Annotated in this window: 13 protein-coding genes, 2 rRNA genes and 1 riboswitch; all 15 genes read left to right on the plus strand. The window is 44.8% G+C overall.

The annotated features are described in order from the left end of the window. Positions 1 to 106 precede the first annotated feature (106 nt). The 15 genes from ACJ9PY_RS02185 to purD all read left to right on the plus strand — a co-directional run bounded on the left by ACJ9PY_RS02185 (position 107) and on the right by purD (position 16,994). Positions 107 to 3,039: ribosomal RNA gene (locus tag ACJ9PY_RS02185) — 23S ribosomal RNA — on the plus strand. A gap of 64 nt (positions 3,040 to 3,103) precedes the next feature. Next, positions 3,104 to 3,219, plus strand: a 5S ribosomal RNA gene (gene rrf / locus ACJ9PY_RS02190). A 450-nt stretch (positions 3,220 to 3,669) separates the two neighbouring features. Continuing rightward, positions 3,670 to 3,870, plus strand: coding sequence for an NETI motif-containing protein (locus ACJ9PY_RS02195; RefSeq protein WP_034306130.1), 201 nt, complete (start codon positions 3,670 to 3,672; stop codon positions 3,868 to 3,870). A gap of 74 nt (positions 3,871 to 3,944) precedes the next feature. Then, positions 3,945 to 4,046: riboswitch (purine riboswitch) on the plus strand. Positions 4,047 to 4,226: 180 nt separating this feature from the next. Next, complete coding sequence (gene purE / locus ACJ9PY_RS02200; protein ID WP_283866995.1) at positions 4,227 to 4,715, plus strand: 5-(carboxyamino)imidazole ribonucleotide mutase; 489 nt, start codon at positions 4,227 to 4,229, stop codon at positions 4,713 to 4,715. Then, positions 4,699 to 5,859 (plus strand): 5-(carboxyamino)imidazole ribonucleotide synthase, encoded by a 1,161-nt coding sequence (gene purK / locus ACJ9PY_RS02205; RefSeq protein ID WP_268563978.1) that lies wholly within the window; start codon positions 4,699 to 4,701, stop codon positions 5,857 to 5,859. Before purE ends, purK begins: the two co-directional genes overlap by 17 nt. Next, positions 5,856 to 7,148 carry an adenylosuccinate lyase gene (purB, locus tag ACJ9PY_RS02210; protein ID WP_034306123.1) on the plus strand — a complete coding sequence of 431 codons (1,293 nt, stop codon included), beginning with the start codon at positions 5,856 to 5,858 and terminating at the stop codon, positions 7,146 to 7,148. The genes purK and purB overlap by 4 nt, the downstream gene beginning before the upstream one ends. A gap of 102 nt (positions 7,149 to 7,250) precedes the next feature. Beyond that, complete coding sequence (gene purC / locus ACJ9PY_RS02215; protein ID WP_048680630.1) at positions 7,251 to 7,970, plus strand: phosphoribosylaminoimidazolesuccinocarboxamide synthase; 720 nt, start codon at positions 7,251 to 7,253, stop codon at positions 7,968 to 7,970. Further along, positions 7,963 to 8,217 carry a phosphoribosylformylglycinamidine synthase subunit PurS gene (gene purS / locus ACJ9PY_RS02220; protein WP_034306118.1) on the plus strand — a complete coding sequence of 85 codons (255 nt, stop codon included), beginning with the start codon at positions 7,963 to 7,965 and terminating at the stop codon, positions 8,215 to 8,217. Before purC ends, purS begins: the two co-directional genes overlap by 8 nt. Then, a complete protein-coding gene (gene purQ, locus ACJ9PY_RS02225) occupies positions 8,214 to 8,900 on the plus strand; it encodes a phosphoribosylformylglycinamidine synthase subunit PurQ (protein ID WP_048680628.1) in 687 nt (228 codons plus the stop codon). The genes purS and purQ overlap by 4 nt, the downstream gene beginning before the upstream one ends. After that, positions 8,884 to 11,103, plus strand: coding sequence for a phosphoribosylformylglycinamidine synthase subunit PurL (gene purL, locus ACJ9PY_RS02230; RefSeq protein ID WP_063577529.1), 2,220 nt, complete (start codon positions 8,884 to 8,886; stop codon positions 11,101 to 11,103). Before purQ ends, purL begins: the two co-directional genes overlap by 17 nt. Further along, a complete protein-coding gene (gene purF, locus ACJ9PY_RS02235; RefSeq protein ID WP_048680621.1) occupies positions 11,088 to 12,503 on the plus strand; it encodes an amidophosphoribosyltransferase in 1,416 nt (471 codons plus the stop codon). The genes purL and purF overlap by 16 nt, the downstream gene beginning before the upstream one ends. A 42-nt stretch (positions 12,504 to 12,545) precedes the next feature. Next, positions 12,546 to 13,571, plus strand: coding sequence for a phosphoribosylformylglycinamidine cyclo-ligase (gene purM, locus ACJ9PY_RS02240; RefSeq protein WP_063577528.1), 1,026 nt, complete (start codon positions 12,546 to 12,548; stop codon positions 13,569 to 13,571). After that, on the plus strand, positions 13,571 to 14,146 hold the full coding sequence (gene purN / locus ACJ9PY_RS02245) for a phosphoribosylglycinamide formyltransferase (RefSeq protein ID WP_411739414.1): 576 nt from the start codon (positions 13,571 to 13,573) through the stop codon (positions 14,144 to 14,146). The genes purM and purN overlap by 1 nt, the downstream gene beginning before the upstream one ends. Positions 14,147 to 14,164: 18 nt before the next feature. Beyond that, positions 14,165 to 15,700, plus strand: coding sequence for a bifunctional phosphoribosylaminoimidazolecarboxamide formyltransferase/IMP cyclohydrolase (purH, locus tag ACJ9PY_RS02250; RefSeq protein WP_057278488.1), 1,536 nt, complete (start codon positions 14,165 to 14,167; stop codon positions 15,698 to 15,700). Positions 15,701 to 15,719: 19 nt separating this feature from the next. Further along, positions 15,720 to 16,994 carry a phosphoribosylamine--glycine ligase gene (gene purD, locus ACJ9PY_RS02255; protein ID WP_057278489.1) on the plus strand — a complete coding sequence of 425 codons (1,275 nt, stop codon included), beginning with the start codon at positions 15,720 to 15,722 and terminating at the stop codon, positions 16,992 to 16,994. Positions 16,995 to 17,016: the final 22 nt, after the last annotated feature.

A 17,016-nucleotide genomic window follows, 5' to 3' on the forward strand; every position in this document is an offset into this window, starting at 1 on the left:
CAAACATCACGATGTGATGGATTCTTTCTGCTTTGTTCCTTGAAAACTAGATAATAGATAGAAGGCAATTAATTTTTTTCAAAGCATCTGTAAGATCTTTTTTAACGGTTAAGTTAGAAAGGGCGCACGGTGGATGCCTTGGCACTAGGAGCCGATGAAGGACGGGACTAACACCGATATGCTTCGGGGAGCTGTAAGTAAGCTTTGATCCGGAGATTTCCGAATGGGGAAACCCACTGTTCGTAATGGAACAGTATCTTTACCTGAATACATAGGGTACTGAAGGCAGACCCGGGGAACTGAAACATCTAAGTACCCGGAGGAAGAGAAAGCAAACGCGATTTCCTGAGTAGCGGCGAGCGAAACGGAATTAGCCCAAACCAAGAGGCTTGCCTCTTGGGGTTGTAGGACACTCAACATGGAGTTACAAAGGAACGGGGTAAATGAAGCGACCTGGAAAGGTCCGTCGAAGAAGGTAAAAACCCTGTAGTTGAAACTTCGTTCCCTCCTGAGTGGATCCTGAGTACGGCGGGACACGAGAAATCCCGTCGGAAGCAGGGAGGACCATCTCCCAAGGCTAAATACTCCCTAGTGACCGATAGTGAACCAGTACCGTGAGGGAAAGGTGAAAAGCACCCCGGAAGGGGAGTGAAATAGATCCTGAAACCGTGTGCCTACAAGTAGTCAAAGCCCGTTAATGGGTAATGGCGTGCCTTTTGTAGAATGAACCGGCGAGTTACGATTTCATGCGAGGTTAAGTTGATGAGACGGAGCCGCAGCGAAAGCGAGTCTGAATAGGGCGAATGAGTATGAGGTCGTAGACCCGAAACCAGGTGATCTACCCATGTCCAGGGTGAAGTTCAGGTAACACTGAATGGAGGCCCGAACCCACGCACGTTGAAAAGTGCGGGGATGAGGTGTGGGTAGCGGAGAAATTCCAATCGAACCTGGAGATAGCTGGTTCTCTCCGAAATAGCTTTAGGGCTAGCCTCAAGATGAGAGTATTGGAGGTAGAGCACTGATTGGACTAGGGGCCCCCAACGGGTTACCGAATTCAGTCAAACTCCGAATGCCAAATACTTATTCTTGGGAGTCAGACTGCGAGTGATAAGATCCGTAGTCGAAAGGGAAACAGCCCAGACCACCAGCTAAGGTCCCAAAGTATACGTTAAGTGGAAAAGGATGTGGAGTTGCTTAGACAACCAGGATGTTGGCTTAGAAGCAGCCACCATTTAAAGAGTGCGTAATAGCTCACTGGTCGAGTGACTCCGCGCCGAAAATGTACCGGGGCTAAACGTATCACCGAAGCTGTGGATTGACACCGTATGGTGTCGATGGTAGGAGAGCGTTCTAAGGGCGTTGAAGTCAGACCGGAAGGACTGGTGGAGCGCTTAGAAGTGAGAATGCCGGTATGAGTAGCGAAAGAAGGGTGAGAATCCCTTCCACCGAATGCCTAAGGTTTCCTGAGGAAGGCTCGTCCGCTCAGGGTTAGTCGGGACCTAAGCCGAGGCCGAAAGGCGTAGGCGATGGACAACAGGTTGATATTCCTGTACCACCTATACATCGTTTGAACGATGGGGGGACGCAGAAGGATAGGGTAAGCGCGCTGTTGGATATGCGCGTCCAAGCAGTTAGGCCGGAAACGAGGCAAATCCCGTTTCCATTAAGGCGGAGCTGTGATGGCGAGGGAAATATAGTACCGAAGTTCCTGATTCCACGCTGCCAAGAAAAGCCTCTAGTGAGATGTAAGGTGCCCGTACCGCAAACCGACACAGGTAGGCGAGGAGAGAATCCTAAGGTGTGCGAGAGAACTCTCGTTAAGGAACTCGGCAAAATGACCCCGTAACTTCGGGAGAAGGGGTGCTTTTTAGGGTGAATAGCCCAGAAAAGCCGCAGTGAATAGGCCCAGGCGACTGTTTAGCAAAAACACAGGTCTCTGCGAAGCCGCAAGGCGAAGTATAGGGGCTGACACCTGCCCGGTGCTGGAAGGTTAAGGGGAGAGGTTAGCGCAAGCGAAGCTTTGAACCGAAGCCCCAGTAAACGGCGGCCGTAACTATAACGGTCCTAAGGTAGCGAAATTCCTTGTCGGGTAAGTTCCGACCCGCACGAAAGGTGTAACGATCTGGGCACTGTCTCAACGAGAGACTCGGTGAAATTATAGTACCTGTGAAGATGCAGGTTACCCGCGACAGGACGGAAAGACCCCGTGGAGCTTTACTGCAGCCTGATATTGAATTTTGGTACAGCTTGTACAGGATAGGTAGGAGCCTGAGAAGCCGGAGCGCCAGCTTCGGTGGAGGCGTTGGTGGGATACTACCCTGGCTGTATTGAAATTCTAACCCGCGCCCCTTATCGGGGTGGGAGACAGTGTCAGGTGGGCAGTTTGACTGGGGCGGTCGCCTCCTAAAGAGTAACGGAGGCGCCCAAAGGTTCCCTCAGAATGGTTGGAAATCATTCGTAGAGTGTAAAGGCACAAGGGAGCTTGACTGCGAGACCTACAAGTCGAGCAGGGACGAAAGTCGGGCTTAGTGATCCGGTGGTTCCGCATGGAAGGGCCATCGCTCAACGGATAAAAGCTACCCCGGGGATAACAGGCTTATCTCCCCCAAGAGTCCACATCGACGGGGAGGTTTGGCACCTCGATGTCGGCTCATCGCATCCTGGGGCTGTAGTCGGTCCCAAGGGTTGGGCTGTTCGCCCATTAAAGCGGTACGCGAGCTGGGTTCAGAACGTCGTGAGACAGTTCGGTCCCTATCCGTCGCGGGCGCAGGAAATTTGAGAGGAGCTGTCCTTAGTACGAGAGGACCGGGATGGACGCACCGCTGGTGTACCAGTTGTCTTGCCAAAGGCATAGCTGGGTAGCTACGTGCGGACGGGATAAGTGCTGAAAGCATCTAAGCATGAAGCCCCCCTCAAGATGAGATTTCCCATGGCGCAAGCTAGTAAGATCCCTGAAAGATGATCAGGTTGATAGGTCAGAGGTGGAAGCATGGTGACATGTGGAGCTGACTGATACTAATAGATCGAGGACTTAACCAACGCTTTTTAAAAAATGAAATACCTTCTTATTATCTAGTTTTGAAGGAACAACGTTCCTTTTATGTTTGGTGGCGATAGCGAAGAGGTCACACCCGTTCCCATTCCGAACACGGCAGTTAAGCTCTTCAGCGCCGATGGTAGTTGGGGGTCTCCCCCTGTGAGAGTAGGACGCCGCCAAGCCATTTAAAAAGATCAGCCATCCGGCTGGTCTTTTTTGTATTGTGATATTTTTCAGTTTCAGGGAGGAGTGACGTGAATTAACAGATAAATCAACCTGCAGGCTAATTAATTCCAACAGCTGGCTTATTTATTCGTCCTAAACTTGAATTGAAATAATTCATGGGAGCAGAGAGAATTTCATGAATCAAGCGATTGTAATTCAGGGGGGAGAAGGGCAGGATATTGAAGGAGATGTACAGTATATGAGTGTTGATGTTTTTACGGAAGACAGGGGCATCATATTCTGAGGTATTATGGAATTACCATTATAAAGTAATCGATTTTATTTACATGCATTCTTGTCTTTACTTATTCTTTTCATTATACTAGGAAGAATTTAATTGATAATATGCAAGTTGGATGGGCAAGGAAGAAGGCTGACAAATATAGAACCATGAAGGGATCGGTATTGTGAGTAAGAAGAGTAAGGAAAAGTTTGAAGTTATCGAGGGCGAGACGATCGATGCATGTTTAGATCGAATTAAAGCGGCAGGTTACTTTCCCGTAAGGCGAACGGAAGAGCCTATCTTTGCCGAGAGAATTGAGAATGGCAAAGTCCATTATGTGCCAGTTAATCGAAAAATTGTATTCGAAGCAAAGCTAATTGAGTAAAACACGAACGATTAATTAATATCATGTAAAAATATTCGATTTTAACTTGACATTAAAATGGCCGGAAGGTAAGATGAAGTTACATTAATACATCTCATATAATCATGGGGATATGGCCCAAAAGTTTCTACCTGATGACCGTAAATCATCGGACTATGAGAAAAGCATCTGACTATTTCGGAAACTAGCCAAGTCTTTTTGTATTTCCAAAAGGGCTTTCTTTTCCGGACAGGTTGCTTTCTCTATGAGGAAGCAACCTGTCCGGTTTTTTAATTTACAATGAATTATAGATAAATGATAAGCGTCTGTCTGCATACTCGGGACGCCATAATATGAGTGTTGGAGGGAAAGATGATATGAAACCGCAAGTTGGGGTTATTATGGGTAGTGTCTCGGATTGGGAAACGATGAAGTACGCTTGTGAATCATTGGAACAGCTTGAGATCCCCTATGAAAAAAGAGTCGTTTCCGCCCACCGGACGCCGGATTTATTATTTGAATATGCAGAGAGTGCAAAAGATAGAGATATTAAAGTGATTATTGCCGGAGCAGGCGGGGCTGCACATCTACCAGGTATGACCGCCGCTAAAACGATTGTCCCTGTGATTGGCGTGCCAATACAGTCGAAGGCATTAAATGGGATGGATTCGTTATTATCGATTGTTCAAATGCCTGGTGGTGTACCGGTTGCAACGGTTGCAATCGGAAAAGCCGGCGCAGTCAATGCCGGTTTGTTAGCGGCTCAAATGTTAGCGGCTTTTAATTCTGACATTGCTGATAGGCTAGAGGCTTTACGAGACGAAACCAGAGAAAAGGTGTTACAGAGCAGTGAACAACTTAAATAATACAATCATATTACCGGGACAGACCATTGGAATTATCGGCGGTGGGCAATTGGGCAGGATGATGGCCTTGTCAGCTAAGGCATCGGGCTTTAAGATAGCGGTCCTTGAGCCGACTGCAGAAGGCCCATGTGCTCAAGTGGCGGATATTGAAATCATTGGTGCTTATGATGATATCGAAGCATTGAAAAGGTTAGCTGAAGTCAGTGATGTCATAACATACGAGTTTGAAAATATCAGTTCGGAAGCCTTGGATTGGTTAAAGCAACATGCATTTCTTCCACAGGGCTCAGAATTATTAAAGTTGACACAGGATAGATTGACAGAAAAAAAAGCCATATCCGATGCAGGAGCTTCCGTTGCTCCATATCACGAAATACAGGATATTTCAGAAATTTACCTTCATATAGAGAAATTAGGGTACCCTAGTGTGTTAAAAACGACGCGGGGCGGTTATGATGGAAAAGGGCAGTTGGTCATTAAGGAAGAAGCCGATATCAAAAAGGCTGAATCCCTGCTCAAAACAGGTATATGTGTGCTGGAAGCCTGGATTCCTTTCGTGAAAGAAATATCCATCATCGTGACGCGTAAGGCTGATGGCGAGACAAGTCATTTTCCGATTGCGGAAAACATTCATATTGAAAACATTCTTCATAAAAGCATTGTTCCGGCCCGTATCAGTATCCAAGCTGAACGGAAAGCTATTGATGAAGCTTTGCAGCTTGCAGAGAAACTTGATTTGGTGGGGACATTGGCAGTCGAGATGTTTTTAACCGCTCAGGATGATATCATCATTAATGAATTAGCGCCAAGACCACATAACTCAGGCCATTATACAATGGAGGCATGTGAGACTTCACAGTTTGAACAGCATATAAGGGCTGTCTGCAATTGGCCTCTCGGAAATACGGCGTTATTGAAGCCCGTGGTAATGATAAACATCCTTGGTGAGCATATCGAACCCTTGTTGGATGAAATTCCGACGCTTTCAGATTGGAAGGTTCACCTTTACGGTAAGAAAGAAGCCAAGCTTAAGCGGAAAATGGGTCATGTGAATATTTTACGTCCAACGATTGAGGAAGCTCTTTTGGAAAGTGATCGAAGCAAAATATGGAATCAACAGGTTGAAACGGAGGAAGTAAAATGATTGAACGTTATACCCGCCCAGAGATGGGAAACATTTGGACAGAAAAGAACCGCTTTAATGCGTGGTTGGAAGTTGAAATCTTAGCTTGTGAAGCATGGTCAGAGCTAGGTGTCATTCCAAAAGAAGATGTGAAGCTTCTTCGCGAAAATGCTACATTCGATGTCGACCGTATCAATGAAATCGAAAAAGATACACGCCATGATGTTGTTGCTTTTACACGTGCGGTTTCCGAAACGTTGGGTGAAGAACGGAAATGGGTCCATTACGGACTGACTTCCACTGATGTGGTGGATACAGCTCTTTCATATGTGATAAAGCAGGCGAATGAGATCCTTGCCAAGGATTTAAATAACTTCGTGGAGATCCTGAAAAACAAAGCGAAAGAACATAAATACACGGTTCAAATGGGACGTACACATGGAGTTCATGCGGAACCGACCACATTTGGGTTGAAACTGGCACTTTGGTATCAAGAAATGAAACGCAATGTCGAACGTTTTGAAGAAGCAAGAAAGAACATAGAGGTTGGGAAAATCTCTGGGGCTGTCGGAACTTACGCAAACATCGACCCGTTCGTTGAAAAATTCGTTTGTGAAAAGCTTGGCCTTGAAGCAGCGCCAATCTCAACACAAACATTGCAACGCGATCGCCATGCACATTATATGAGTACATTGGCTTTAATTGCGACATCTATTGAAAAGTTTGCAGTGGAAATTCGCGGCTTGCAAAAAAGTGAAACACGCGAAGTGGAAGAATTCTTTGCAAAAGGACAAAAAGGATCTTCTGCAATGCCTCATAAACGGAATCCAATCGGTTCTGAAAATATGACGGGTATGGCTCGTGTAATCCGCGGTTACATGATGACAGCATATGAGAATGTGCCATTATGGCATGAGCGCGACATTTCGCATTCTTCTGCTGAGCGCATCATCTTGCCGGATGCAACGATCGCATTAAACTATATGCTGAACCGTTTCAGCAACATAGTGAAGAACTTGACCGTTTATCCAGAAAATATGAAACGCAATATGGACCGTACGCTGGGATTGATTTTCTCACAACGTGTGCTGCTATCCCTTATCGATAAAGGACTTGTCCGTGAAGAAGCTTATGATACGGTTCAGCCGAAAGCGATGGAAGCATGGGAGCTTCAGGTTCCATTCAGAAGCCTGATCGAAAAGGATGATAAAATCACAAGCTTGCTTACGAAAGAAGAACTTGATGATTGTTTCGATCCTACACATCACCTGAAAAATGTTGATGTAATCTTTGATCGTTTAGGTTTATAAAAGTGAAGGCGGCAAACATGGCACCTTTAATGGTGATATGTTTGCCAAGCCTGATCAATGGCAGGAAGATTCATAATATTCACAATGTGGGGGTCTGGACAGATGGAAAAACGAGAATTGTTGTATGAAGGAAAAGCGAAACAGATTTTTGCAACGGACAACAGTGAAATAGTATGGGTGGAATACAAGGATTCGGCAACGGCATTCAATGGTGAGAAGAAGTCAGAGATTGCCGGAAAAGGCAAGTTGAATAATCAAATTACTAGCTTACTATTTTCAAAGCTTGCCCAAGAGAATATCCCGTCTCATTTTATTGAAATGCTTTCCGAACGGGAGCAGCTAGTCAAAAGGGTATCCATCATTCCGCTAGAAGTCGTTGTCAGAAATACGGCTGCCGGCAGTTTTTCTAAAAGGACTGGCATTGAAGAAGGCCAGCCGCTCAAGAAAACGCTGATTGAGTTTTACTATAAAGACGACGAGCTCGGCGATCCTCTGTTAACGGAAGACCATATTGAAGAATTGGAACTTGCAAGCAAGGAAGATGTAGCGATTTTAAAAGAAAAGGCACAAGAAATCAGTATCGTCTTAACGTCTTTCTTTAAAGAGTTGGACATTAAATTGATTGATTTTAAATTAGAGTTCGGCAAAACCCCGAATGGAGACATTCTGCTGGCAGATGAAATTTCACCTGATACCTGCCGATTATGGGATATTAACACGAACGAAAAATTAGACAAAGATGTATTCCGCCGTGATTTAGGAAGTTTAACAGATGCTTACGAAAAAATACTAGCAAAGTTGGAGGGCACTCAACATGTATAAGGTTAAGGTATATATCACACTACGCGAAAGTGTATTAGATCCACAGGGAGCAGCAGTGCAACAATCACTTCATAGCTTGACATATAACGAAGTTAGTGATGTTCGAGTGGGGAAATACATTGAACTTACAATTAAGGATACGGATCGTGATTTAGATCAACTTGTGAAGGAAATGTGTGAAAAACTATTGGCCAATACGGTAATTGAAGCTTACCGTTATGATGTTGAGGAGGTTATCACCCAATGAAATTTGCTGTCATAGTTTTCCCTGGCTCCAATTGTGATGTCGATATGTACCATGCGATAAAGGATGCACTGGGGGAAGAAGTGGAGTATGTTTGGCACTCTACAGACAATCTAGATCAGTATGATGGGATTCTCCTTCCTGGAGGTTTCTCTTATGGAGACTATTTACGCTCTGGAGCAATTGCACGCTTTTCGAATGTAATGGCTGAAGTCGTAAAAGCGGCACAAGCAGGAAAGCCTGTCTTGGGTGTCTGCAATGGTTTTCAGATTTTACTTGAAGCAGGACTTTTACCTGGAGCGATGCGCCGTAATGAAGGCTTGAAATTCATTTGCCGCAATGTAGGACTGAAGGTTGAAAATAACCAATCGATGTTCACGACAGGATATGAATTAAATGAAACGATTACGATCCCTGTGGCACATGGTGAAGGGAATTACTACTGCGATGATGAAACATTGGCTGAATTAAAACAAAATAACCGCATCTTGTTCACGTATGATGGTGAAAATCCAAACGGAAGCTTGGAGCAAATAGCGGGAATTACAAATGAACAAGGAAATGTCCTCGGAATGATGCCTCATCCCGAACGTGCTGTTGATTCGCTGCTTGGCAGTAAAGACGGCTTAAAGATTTTTCAATCCATCGTAAAAAACTGGAGGGAATCACATGTTATTACAGCTTGAACCAAGTCCGGAAAAAATTAAATCGGATCGATTGTACGCAACAATGGGACTATCCGATGATGAATTTGCAATGGTGGAGAAAATCTTAGGCAGACTGCCGAATTATACGGAAACTGGTTTGTTTTCGGTTATGTGGTCAGAGCATTGTTCCTACAAAAATTCAAAACCCATCTTAAGGAAATTCCCGATTACAGGGGAGAAAGTGCTGCAAGGTCCTGGTGAAGGAGCAGGTATCGTTGATATCGGTGACGATCAGGCTGTCGTTTTTAAAATTGAAAGTCATAACCACCCTTCGGCAATAGAGCCTTATCAAGGTGCTGCTACCGGTGTCGGCGGAATTATCCGTGATGTTTTCTCCATGGGAGCCCGTCCGATCGCGATGTTGAACTCACTTCGCTTCGGTGAGCTAGACAATGATCGCGTGAAATATTTATTTAAAGAAGTGGTTGCAGGGATTGCAGGATACGGGAATTGTATCGGAATTCCAACTGTCGGCGGAGAAATTCAATTTGATCCATCGTATGAAGGAAATCCTCTTGTCAATGCAATGTGTGTCGGTTTGATCGATCATAAGGACATAAAAAAAGGCCAAGCGCATGGAGTGGGCAACACAGTGATGTATGTGGGTGCCAAAACTGGACGTGATGGCATTCATGGAGCAACATTTGCATCTGAAGAGCTATCAGAGTCTTCGGAAGAGAAACGGCCTGCCGTACAAGTAGGCGATCCATTCATGGAGAAACTGCTTTTGGAAGCATGCCTTGAATTGATTCAAAATGATGCCCTTGTTGGCATTCAGGATATGGGAGCAGCAGGTCTTACAAGCTCATCTGCCGAGATGGCGAGTAAAGCTGGCTCAGGAATAAAAATGAACCTGGATTTGGTACCGCAGCGTGAAACGGGAATGACAGCATATGAAATGATGCTTTCTGAATCACAAGAGCGGATGCTGATCGTTGTCACTAAAGGACGCGAACAGGAAATCGTCGACTTGTTTACGAAATATGACCTAGAAGCGGTTGCTGTTGGTGAAGTAACGGATGATAAAAATCTAACACTTTCCCATCAAGGTGAAATCGTTGCCGAGGTTCCGGTTGATGCATTGGCTGAAGAAGCTCCTATTTATCACAAGCCATCTGCAGAGCCGCAATATTTCCGTGACTTCCAAAGCATGACGGCAGAAGTGCCAGTCATTGAAGATTATAAAGAAACATTGGTATCCCTATTGAAGCAACCGACAATTTCGAGTAAGGAATGGGTCTACGACCAGTATGATTACATGGTCCGCACGAATACAGTCGTCTCACCTGGATCGGATGCAGCGGTAGTGCGTGTACGTGGTACGAATAAAGCCCTTGCCATGACGACGGATTGTAACTCCCGCTTTATTTATTTAGATCCTGAAACAGGCGGCAAAATCGCTGTGGCTGAAGCAGCCCGTAACATCATTTGCTCGGGTGCGGAACCTTTAGCGATTACGGATTGCTTGAATTTTGGGAATCCAGAAAAACCAGAAATATTCTGGCAACTGGAAAAAGCGGCAGACGGTATGAGTGAAGCTTGCAGAAGCTTAAGTACTCCTGTAATCGGCGGAAATGTTTCCCTTTATAATGAAACGAATGGTGAAGCGATTTATCCGACGCCTGTAGTTGGAATGGTTGGTCTAGTCAATGACCTTAAGCACATAACAACACAAACATTTAAAAATGAATCCGATTTGATTTACGTGGTTGGCGAAGCGAAAGTGGAATTCGGAGGCAGTGAATTACAGAAAATGCTCGAGGGTAAAATCTTTGGACGCGCTCCAGAACTTGATTTGGACCTTGAACAAAAACGTCAGCAGCAAATTCTGACAGCAATCCAAAAAGGACTTGTTGCATCAGCCCATGACCTTTCGGAAGGCGGTTTGGCAGTGGCTTTAGCTGAATCTTTATTCGGGGCAAGCAAACTAGGGGCAAAAGTGAATATATCCGGGGAACCTGTATCTGAATTATTCAGTGAAACGCAATCACGATTCTTACTGTCCATCAATCCTGAAAATCAAGCGTCATTTGAAGCTCTTGTTGAAGATGCGATTTGCATAGGCTCAGTAACGGCTGATAATAAATTAGTCGTGGCAACAAGTGATAGCAAAGTATTGGAAGCGGACGTTGAAGATTTACAAACAGCTTGGAAGGGAGCCATACCATGCTTGCTGAAATAAGAAGCCTAAACGAAGAGTGTGGTGTTGTTGGAGTCTGGGGACATCCCGATGCAGCGCAGCTTGCTTACTACGGTTTGCATAGCTTGCAACATCGTGGTCAAGAGGGAGCGGGCATCGTCGTGACGGATGGTGAGCAGATGTCCATCTCTAAGGGCGAAGGACTTGTCACAGAGATATTCACTGCGGAAAAAATGCAGGCACTTTCCGGTAGCGGTAAAGCGGCAATAGGCCATGTCCGTTATACAACGGCAGGCGGCGGCGGGTATCAAAATGTTCAGCCTTTCCTGTTCAATTCTCATACAGGAGGGCTGGCCCTTGCTCATAATGGGAATATCGTCAATGCCCATCAATTAAAAGCACAGCTTGAAGGACAAGGAAGCATTTTTCAAACGACCTCTGATACGGAAGTTCTGGCCCATCTGATTAAACGCTCCGGCTACTCGGATGTAAGAGATTCTGTGAAGAACAGTTTAAGTATGCTGAAGGGAGCCTATGCCTTTGTCATCATGACCGAAACCCAAATGATCATGGCAAGAGATCCGCATGGCTTCCGTCCACTTTCCTTGGGGAAAATAGGCGATGCATATTTCGCTGCATCTGAAACATGTGCACTTGATATTGTAGGTGCAGAATTCATCCGGGATATTGAGCCGGGTGAACTCGTTGTCATAAATGATGAGGGAATCACATCCGAATACTTTTCGCTTTCCAGCCAACAGGCAATGTGCACGATGGAGTACGTGTATTTTTCCCGTCCGGATAGCAACATTGATGGTATCAATGTTCATACGGCACGGAAAAACCTTGGTAAGCAAATGGCACTCGAAACCAAAATTGAAGCAGACGTAGTTACAGGTGTACCTGATTCCAGCATCTCGGCAGCGATTGGCTATGCTGAAGCTGCGGGCATTCCTTATGAAATGGGCTTAATAAAGAATCGTTATGTTGGACGGACTTTCATTCAGCCATCACAAAGTCTGCGTGAACAAGGCGTAAAGATGAAACTATCACCTGTAAGAGGGGTAGTGGAAGGCAAGCGGGTCATAATGGTTGATGATTCAATCGTCCGCGGGACAACGAGCAGAAGGATTGTCCGCATGTTAAAAGATGCCGGAGCGAAAGAAGTGCATGTAGTAATCAGCTCACCACCGATCAAGAATCCATGTTTTTATGGCATAGACACGTCTAAAAAGGAAGAACTGATTGCAAGCTCAAAATCTGTGGAGGAAATAAGGGAAATCATTGAAGCTGATTCCTTAACTTTTCTAAGTGTCGAAGGTATGGTCGAAGCAATTGGACGACCGTTTCCTGGAGAAACGCGCGGTTCATGCCTAGCTTGTTTCACCGGAAATTATCCGACTGAAATTTTTGAATACGAACGAGAAAAAACAAAATGTTAATCAAGTCGGCAATGATGATTGATTTTCGGAGGAGGATTTCAAATGGCTAATGCATATAAACAGGCTGGTGTGGATATTGAGGCTGGTTATGAAGCGGTAAATCGAATGAAAAAACATGTAAAGCGCACATTTCGTCCAGAAGTAATGAATGGTCTGGGCGGTTTCGGCGGCATGTTTGATTTATCTTCCTTGAACCTTAAAGAACCTGTGCTCATTTCTGGTACGGATGGAGTGGGAACAAAACTTTTGTTAGCGTTCATGATGGATAAACACGATACAATTGGAGTGGATTGTGTAGCTATGTGCGTCAATGATGTTGTCGTTCAAGGTGCTGCACCTTTATACTTTTTAGATTATATTGCCTGCGGTAAAGCAGACCCTGAACGAATTGAAATGATCGTCAAAGGGATTGCAGATGGCTGTGAGCAGGCGGGCTGTGCTTTAATCGGCGGAGAAACGGCTGAAATGCCGGGCATGTATGAGACGGAAGAATACGATGTGGCAGGTTTTACTGTAGGTGCCGTTGAAAAATCACGTCTTATTACTGGTGAAGCGATTTCGGCTGGTGATGTCGTTATTGGACTCGCTTCAAGCGGCATCCACAGTAATGGGTATTCACTTGTTCGTAAAATCCTTCTTGAAGACTCAGGCATGGGGCTTCATGACTTCGTACCGGAACTGGATTGCAAGTTGGGTGAGGAATTATTAAAACCGACGAAAATCTATGTGAAGTCCGTTTTATCGACGTTGGAAAAATTTGAGGTTAATGGTCTTGCCCATATCACCGGTGGAGGATTCATCGAGAATATTCCGCGTATCCTTCCTGAAGGATGCGGTGTTGAAATCGAGCTTGGAAGCTGGGAAATTCCAACTATATTTTCATTCCTTGAAGAAAAAGGGAACCTTGTAAAAGAGGAAATGTTCAATATCTTCAATATGGGTATTGGGATGACGGCTGTCGTCAAAAAAGAAGTGGCATTGGATGTGCTAGCCCACCTAAAGTCTTGCGGTGAAGAAGCCTCAATTATTGGAACGATCGTGGATGGAAATGGAGTGTCGTTCAAATAATGAGACGCCTTGCTGTCTTTGCATCAGGTAACGGTAGTAATTTTCAATCAATTGCTGAAGCAATAAAAAGTGGAAAGTTGGAGGCGGAAATCTGTCTTGTCGTATGCGATCGTGAAGACGCATATGTGCTTGAGAGAGCAAAGCTTGAGAATATTGACTCTTTCTCCTTTTCAGCAAAGAATTACTCCAACAAGACTGAATATGAATCGGAAATCCTGGAAAAACTTCGCCAGTATGAGATAGAGTTCATCATTCTTGCTGGTTATATGCGTTTGATCGGTCCGACATTATTACAAAAGTATTCACAGAGTATTGTGAACATCCACCCTTCACTTCTGCCAAGTTTTCCAGGCAAGGATGCAATTGGCCAGGCTTTTGATGCCGGAGTGAAGGAAACGGGGGTAACCGTTCATTATGTTGATGATGGAATGGACACAGGACCGGTCATTGCCCAAAAAACAGTGCCGATTCTTGAAGGGGATACGAGAGACATCCTTCAAAAAAGGATACAGGAAATGGAGCATGACCTGTACCCATCAGTTTTGCAGGAGCTATGCCACAAGAAACTTACTTAATGGAGGGACCAACATAACATGAAGAAACGCGCATTAATTAGTGTATCGGATAAAACAGGTATCGTAGAATTTGCTCAAGGTTTAATTGAAGCAGGTTTTGAAATCATTTCTACAGGCGGTACCAAAAAAACGCTTCAGGAAAATGGTATTGAGGTAATTGGAATCAGTGACGTCACCGGTTTCCCGGAAATTTTGGATGGACGTGTTAAAACGCTTCACCCGAATGTCCATGGAGCAGTGTTGGCAAAACATGATGACAAAGGTCACGCAGCACAGCTTGCTGAGCATAACATTGAACCCATTCAACTTGTCTGTGTAAACCTATATCCATTCCAAGCGACTATTTCCAAACCAGAAGTCACTGTGGAAGATGCTATTGAAAACATCGATATCGGTGGACCGACAATGCTTCGTTCTTCTGCTAAAAACCACGAATATGTGACTGTTATCGTTGATTCCAATGATTATCCTACCGTGTTGGCTGAGCTGAAACAAAACGGCGGGGTAACAAAAACCACGAATCGCCGCCTGGCTGCAAAAGTTTTCCGTCATACAGCAGCATATGATGCAGTTATTTCAGAGTATATGACAGAGCTTGCCGATGAAGAAAATCCTGAATCATTGACTGTTACCTATGAATTGAAACAGTCGCTTCGTTATGGGGAAAATCCACATCAAAAAGCCGCATTCTATAAAAAACCGCTTGGTTCCGTTTTCTCGATTGCAGAAGCGAAGCAATTACATGGAAAAGAACTATCATACAACAACATCAATGATGCTGATGCAGCACTTCAAATAGTAAAAGAATTCAATGAGCCTGCTGCAGTTGCAGTCAAACATATGAATCCTTGCGGCGTCGGCGTCGGTGCGACTATTTTGGAAGCATATGAAAAAGCTTATGAGGCAGATGCCACCTCCATTTTCGGTGGGATCATCGCTTTGAACCGTGAAGTCGATAAAGCGACTGCGGAAAAGCTTCATGAAATTTTCCTTGAAATCATCATTGCCCCTGGGTTTACACAAGAGGCAGTGGAAGTATTGACAAGCAAGAAAAACCTACGTTTATTAACGATCGATTTTGACGCGGTTAAAAAGCCTGAACGTAAATTGACATCCATTGAAGGCGGATTGCTTATTCAAGATCGGGACGCACATAGCTTAAAGGATGCAGAGGTAAAAGTGGCAACGAAACGTGAGCCTACACCTGAAGAGTGGAAAGCCATGGAACTTGGCTGGAAAATCGTGAAACATGTCAAGTCGAATGCAATAGTGGTTTGTAACGATCAAATGACATTAGGTGTTGGCGCAGGTCAAATGAACCGTGTGGGAGCTGCAAAAATTGCTCTGGAACAAGCTGGGGAAAGAGCGACAGGAAGTGCATTGGCATCAGATGCATTCTTCCCAATGGATGATACTGTAGAAGCGGCAGCAAAAGCGGGCGTCACGGCAATCATTCAGCCTGGTGGATCTGTTAAAGATGAGGATTCAATCAAGAAAGCTGATGAATATGGGATTACAATGGTGTTTACAGGAATTCGTCACTTTAAACATTAATCAAAAACGAGGTGCGATAATGAATGTACTAGTAATTGGCCGGGGCGGCAGGGAGCATGCCATAGCCCGCAAACTATTTGAAAGTAAACGGGTTGGGACCGTTTTTGCAGCACCGGGAAATCCAGGGATGACAGATGTAGCGACTCTTGTTCCAATTGATGAAAACAATCACAGGGAATTGGTTGCCTTTGCCAAGAATAATGCAGTTGCATTAACGGTGATCGGGCCCGAAACACCATTGTTGAATGGACTTGCAGATGATTTTGCGGAGGCAGGATTACAGGTATTTGGCCCTAATGGCCGTGCTGCTGTCATCGAGGGAAGTAAATCCTTTGCTAAAGATTTAATGAAGAACTATAGCATTCCGACAGCGGAATATGAAACATTTTCTGATTATGATTCAGCAAAAGCATATATCGAAAAAATGGGTGCCCCCATTGTCATAAAAGCGGATGGATTGGCAGCAGGAAAAGGTGTCGTAGTTGCTATGACGATGGAAGAGGCGTTAGACGCCATCCATGATATGCTAGTCGGAGCAAAGTTCGGGGAAGCATCTGCCAAAGTCGTTATTGAGGAATTCCTTGATGGCGAGGAATTTTCATTGATGGCATTCGTTAATGGGGAAAAAGTGTATCCGATGGTCATTGCTCAAGATCATAAGCGGGTTTTTGATGGAGATCAGGGTCCGAACACAGGTGGAATGGGTGCATATTCACCGGTACCGCAAATATCCGATGAAATGATCCAGACTGCAGTCGAAACGATTCTTAAACCCACGGTAAATGCGATGATTTCTGAGAATCGGAGTTTTACAGGAATATTATATGCCGGGTTGATCGCCACTGAAAAGGGCACAAAAGTCATTGAGTTCAATGCCCGTTTTGGCGATCCGGAAACGCAAGTCGTTTTACCTCGTCTAAAGACAGACTTCGTAGATACGCTTGAAGCGGTTCTTTCTGGAGAGGATTTACAACTTGAATGGCATGAAGAGGCCGTGCTCGGAGTGGTCGTCGCAGCTGATGGATATCCAGGGGAATATAAAAAGGGATCTATCATTAAAGGCTTGGAAAAGATTGATCCGAAAGCCCATGTTTATCATGCTGGAACGGCTCTCAATAATGAAGGGAACTTCATCTCGAATGGCGGACGTGTACTTCTGGTTGCTGCAAAAGGGAAAGATTTGGCCTCTGCGCAAGCTGAAGTATATAAAGAGTTAGGGCATATTGAGAAAGACGGTTTATTTTGGCGAACGGATATTGGCTACCGAGCAATAAAATACAATTTTTCATCATAATATAAAGAAGCTGACTCTAAGC

Source organism: Peribacillus sp. S4, assembly GCF_046715815.1.
GTDB lineage: Bacteria > Bacillota > Bacilli > Bacillales > DSM-1321 > Peribacillus > Peribacillus frigoritolerans.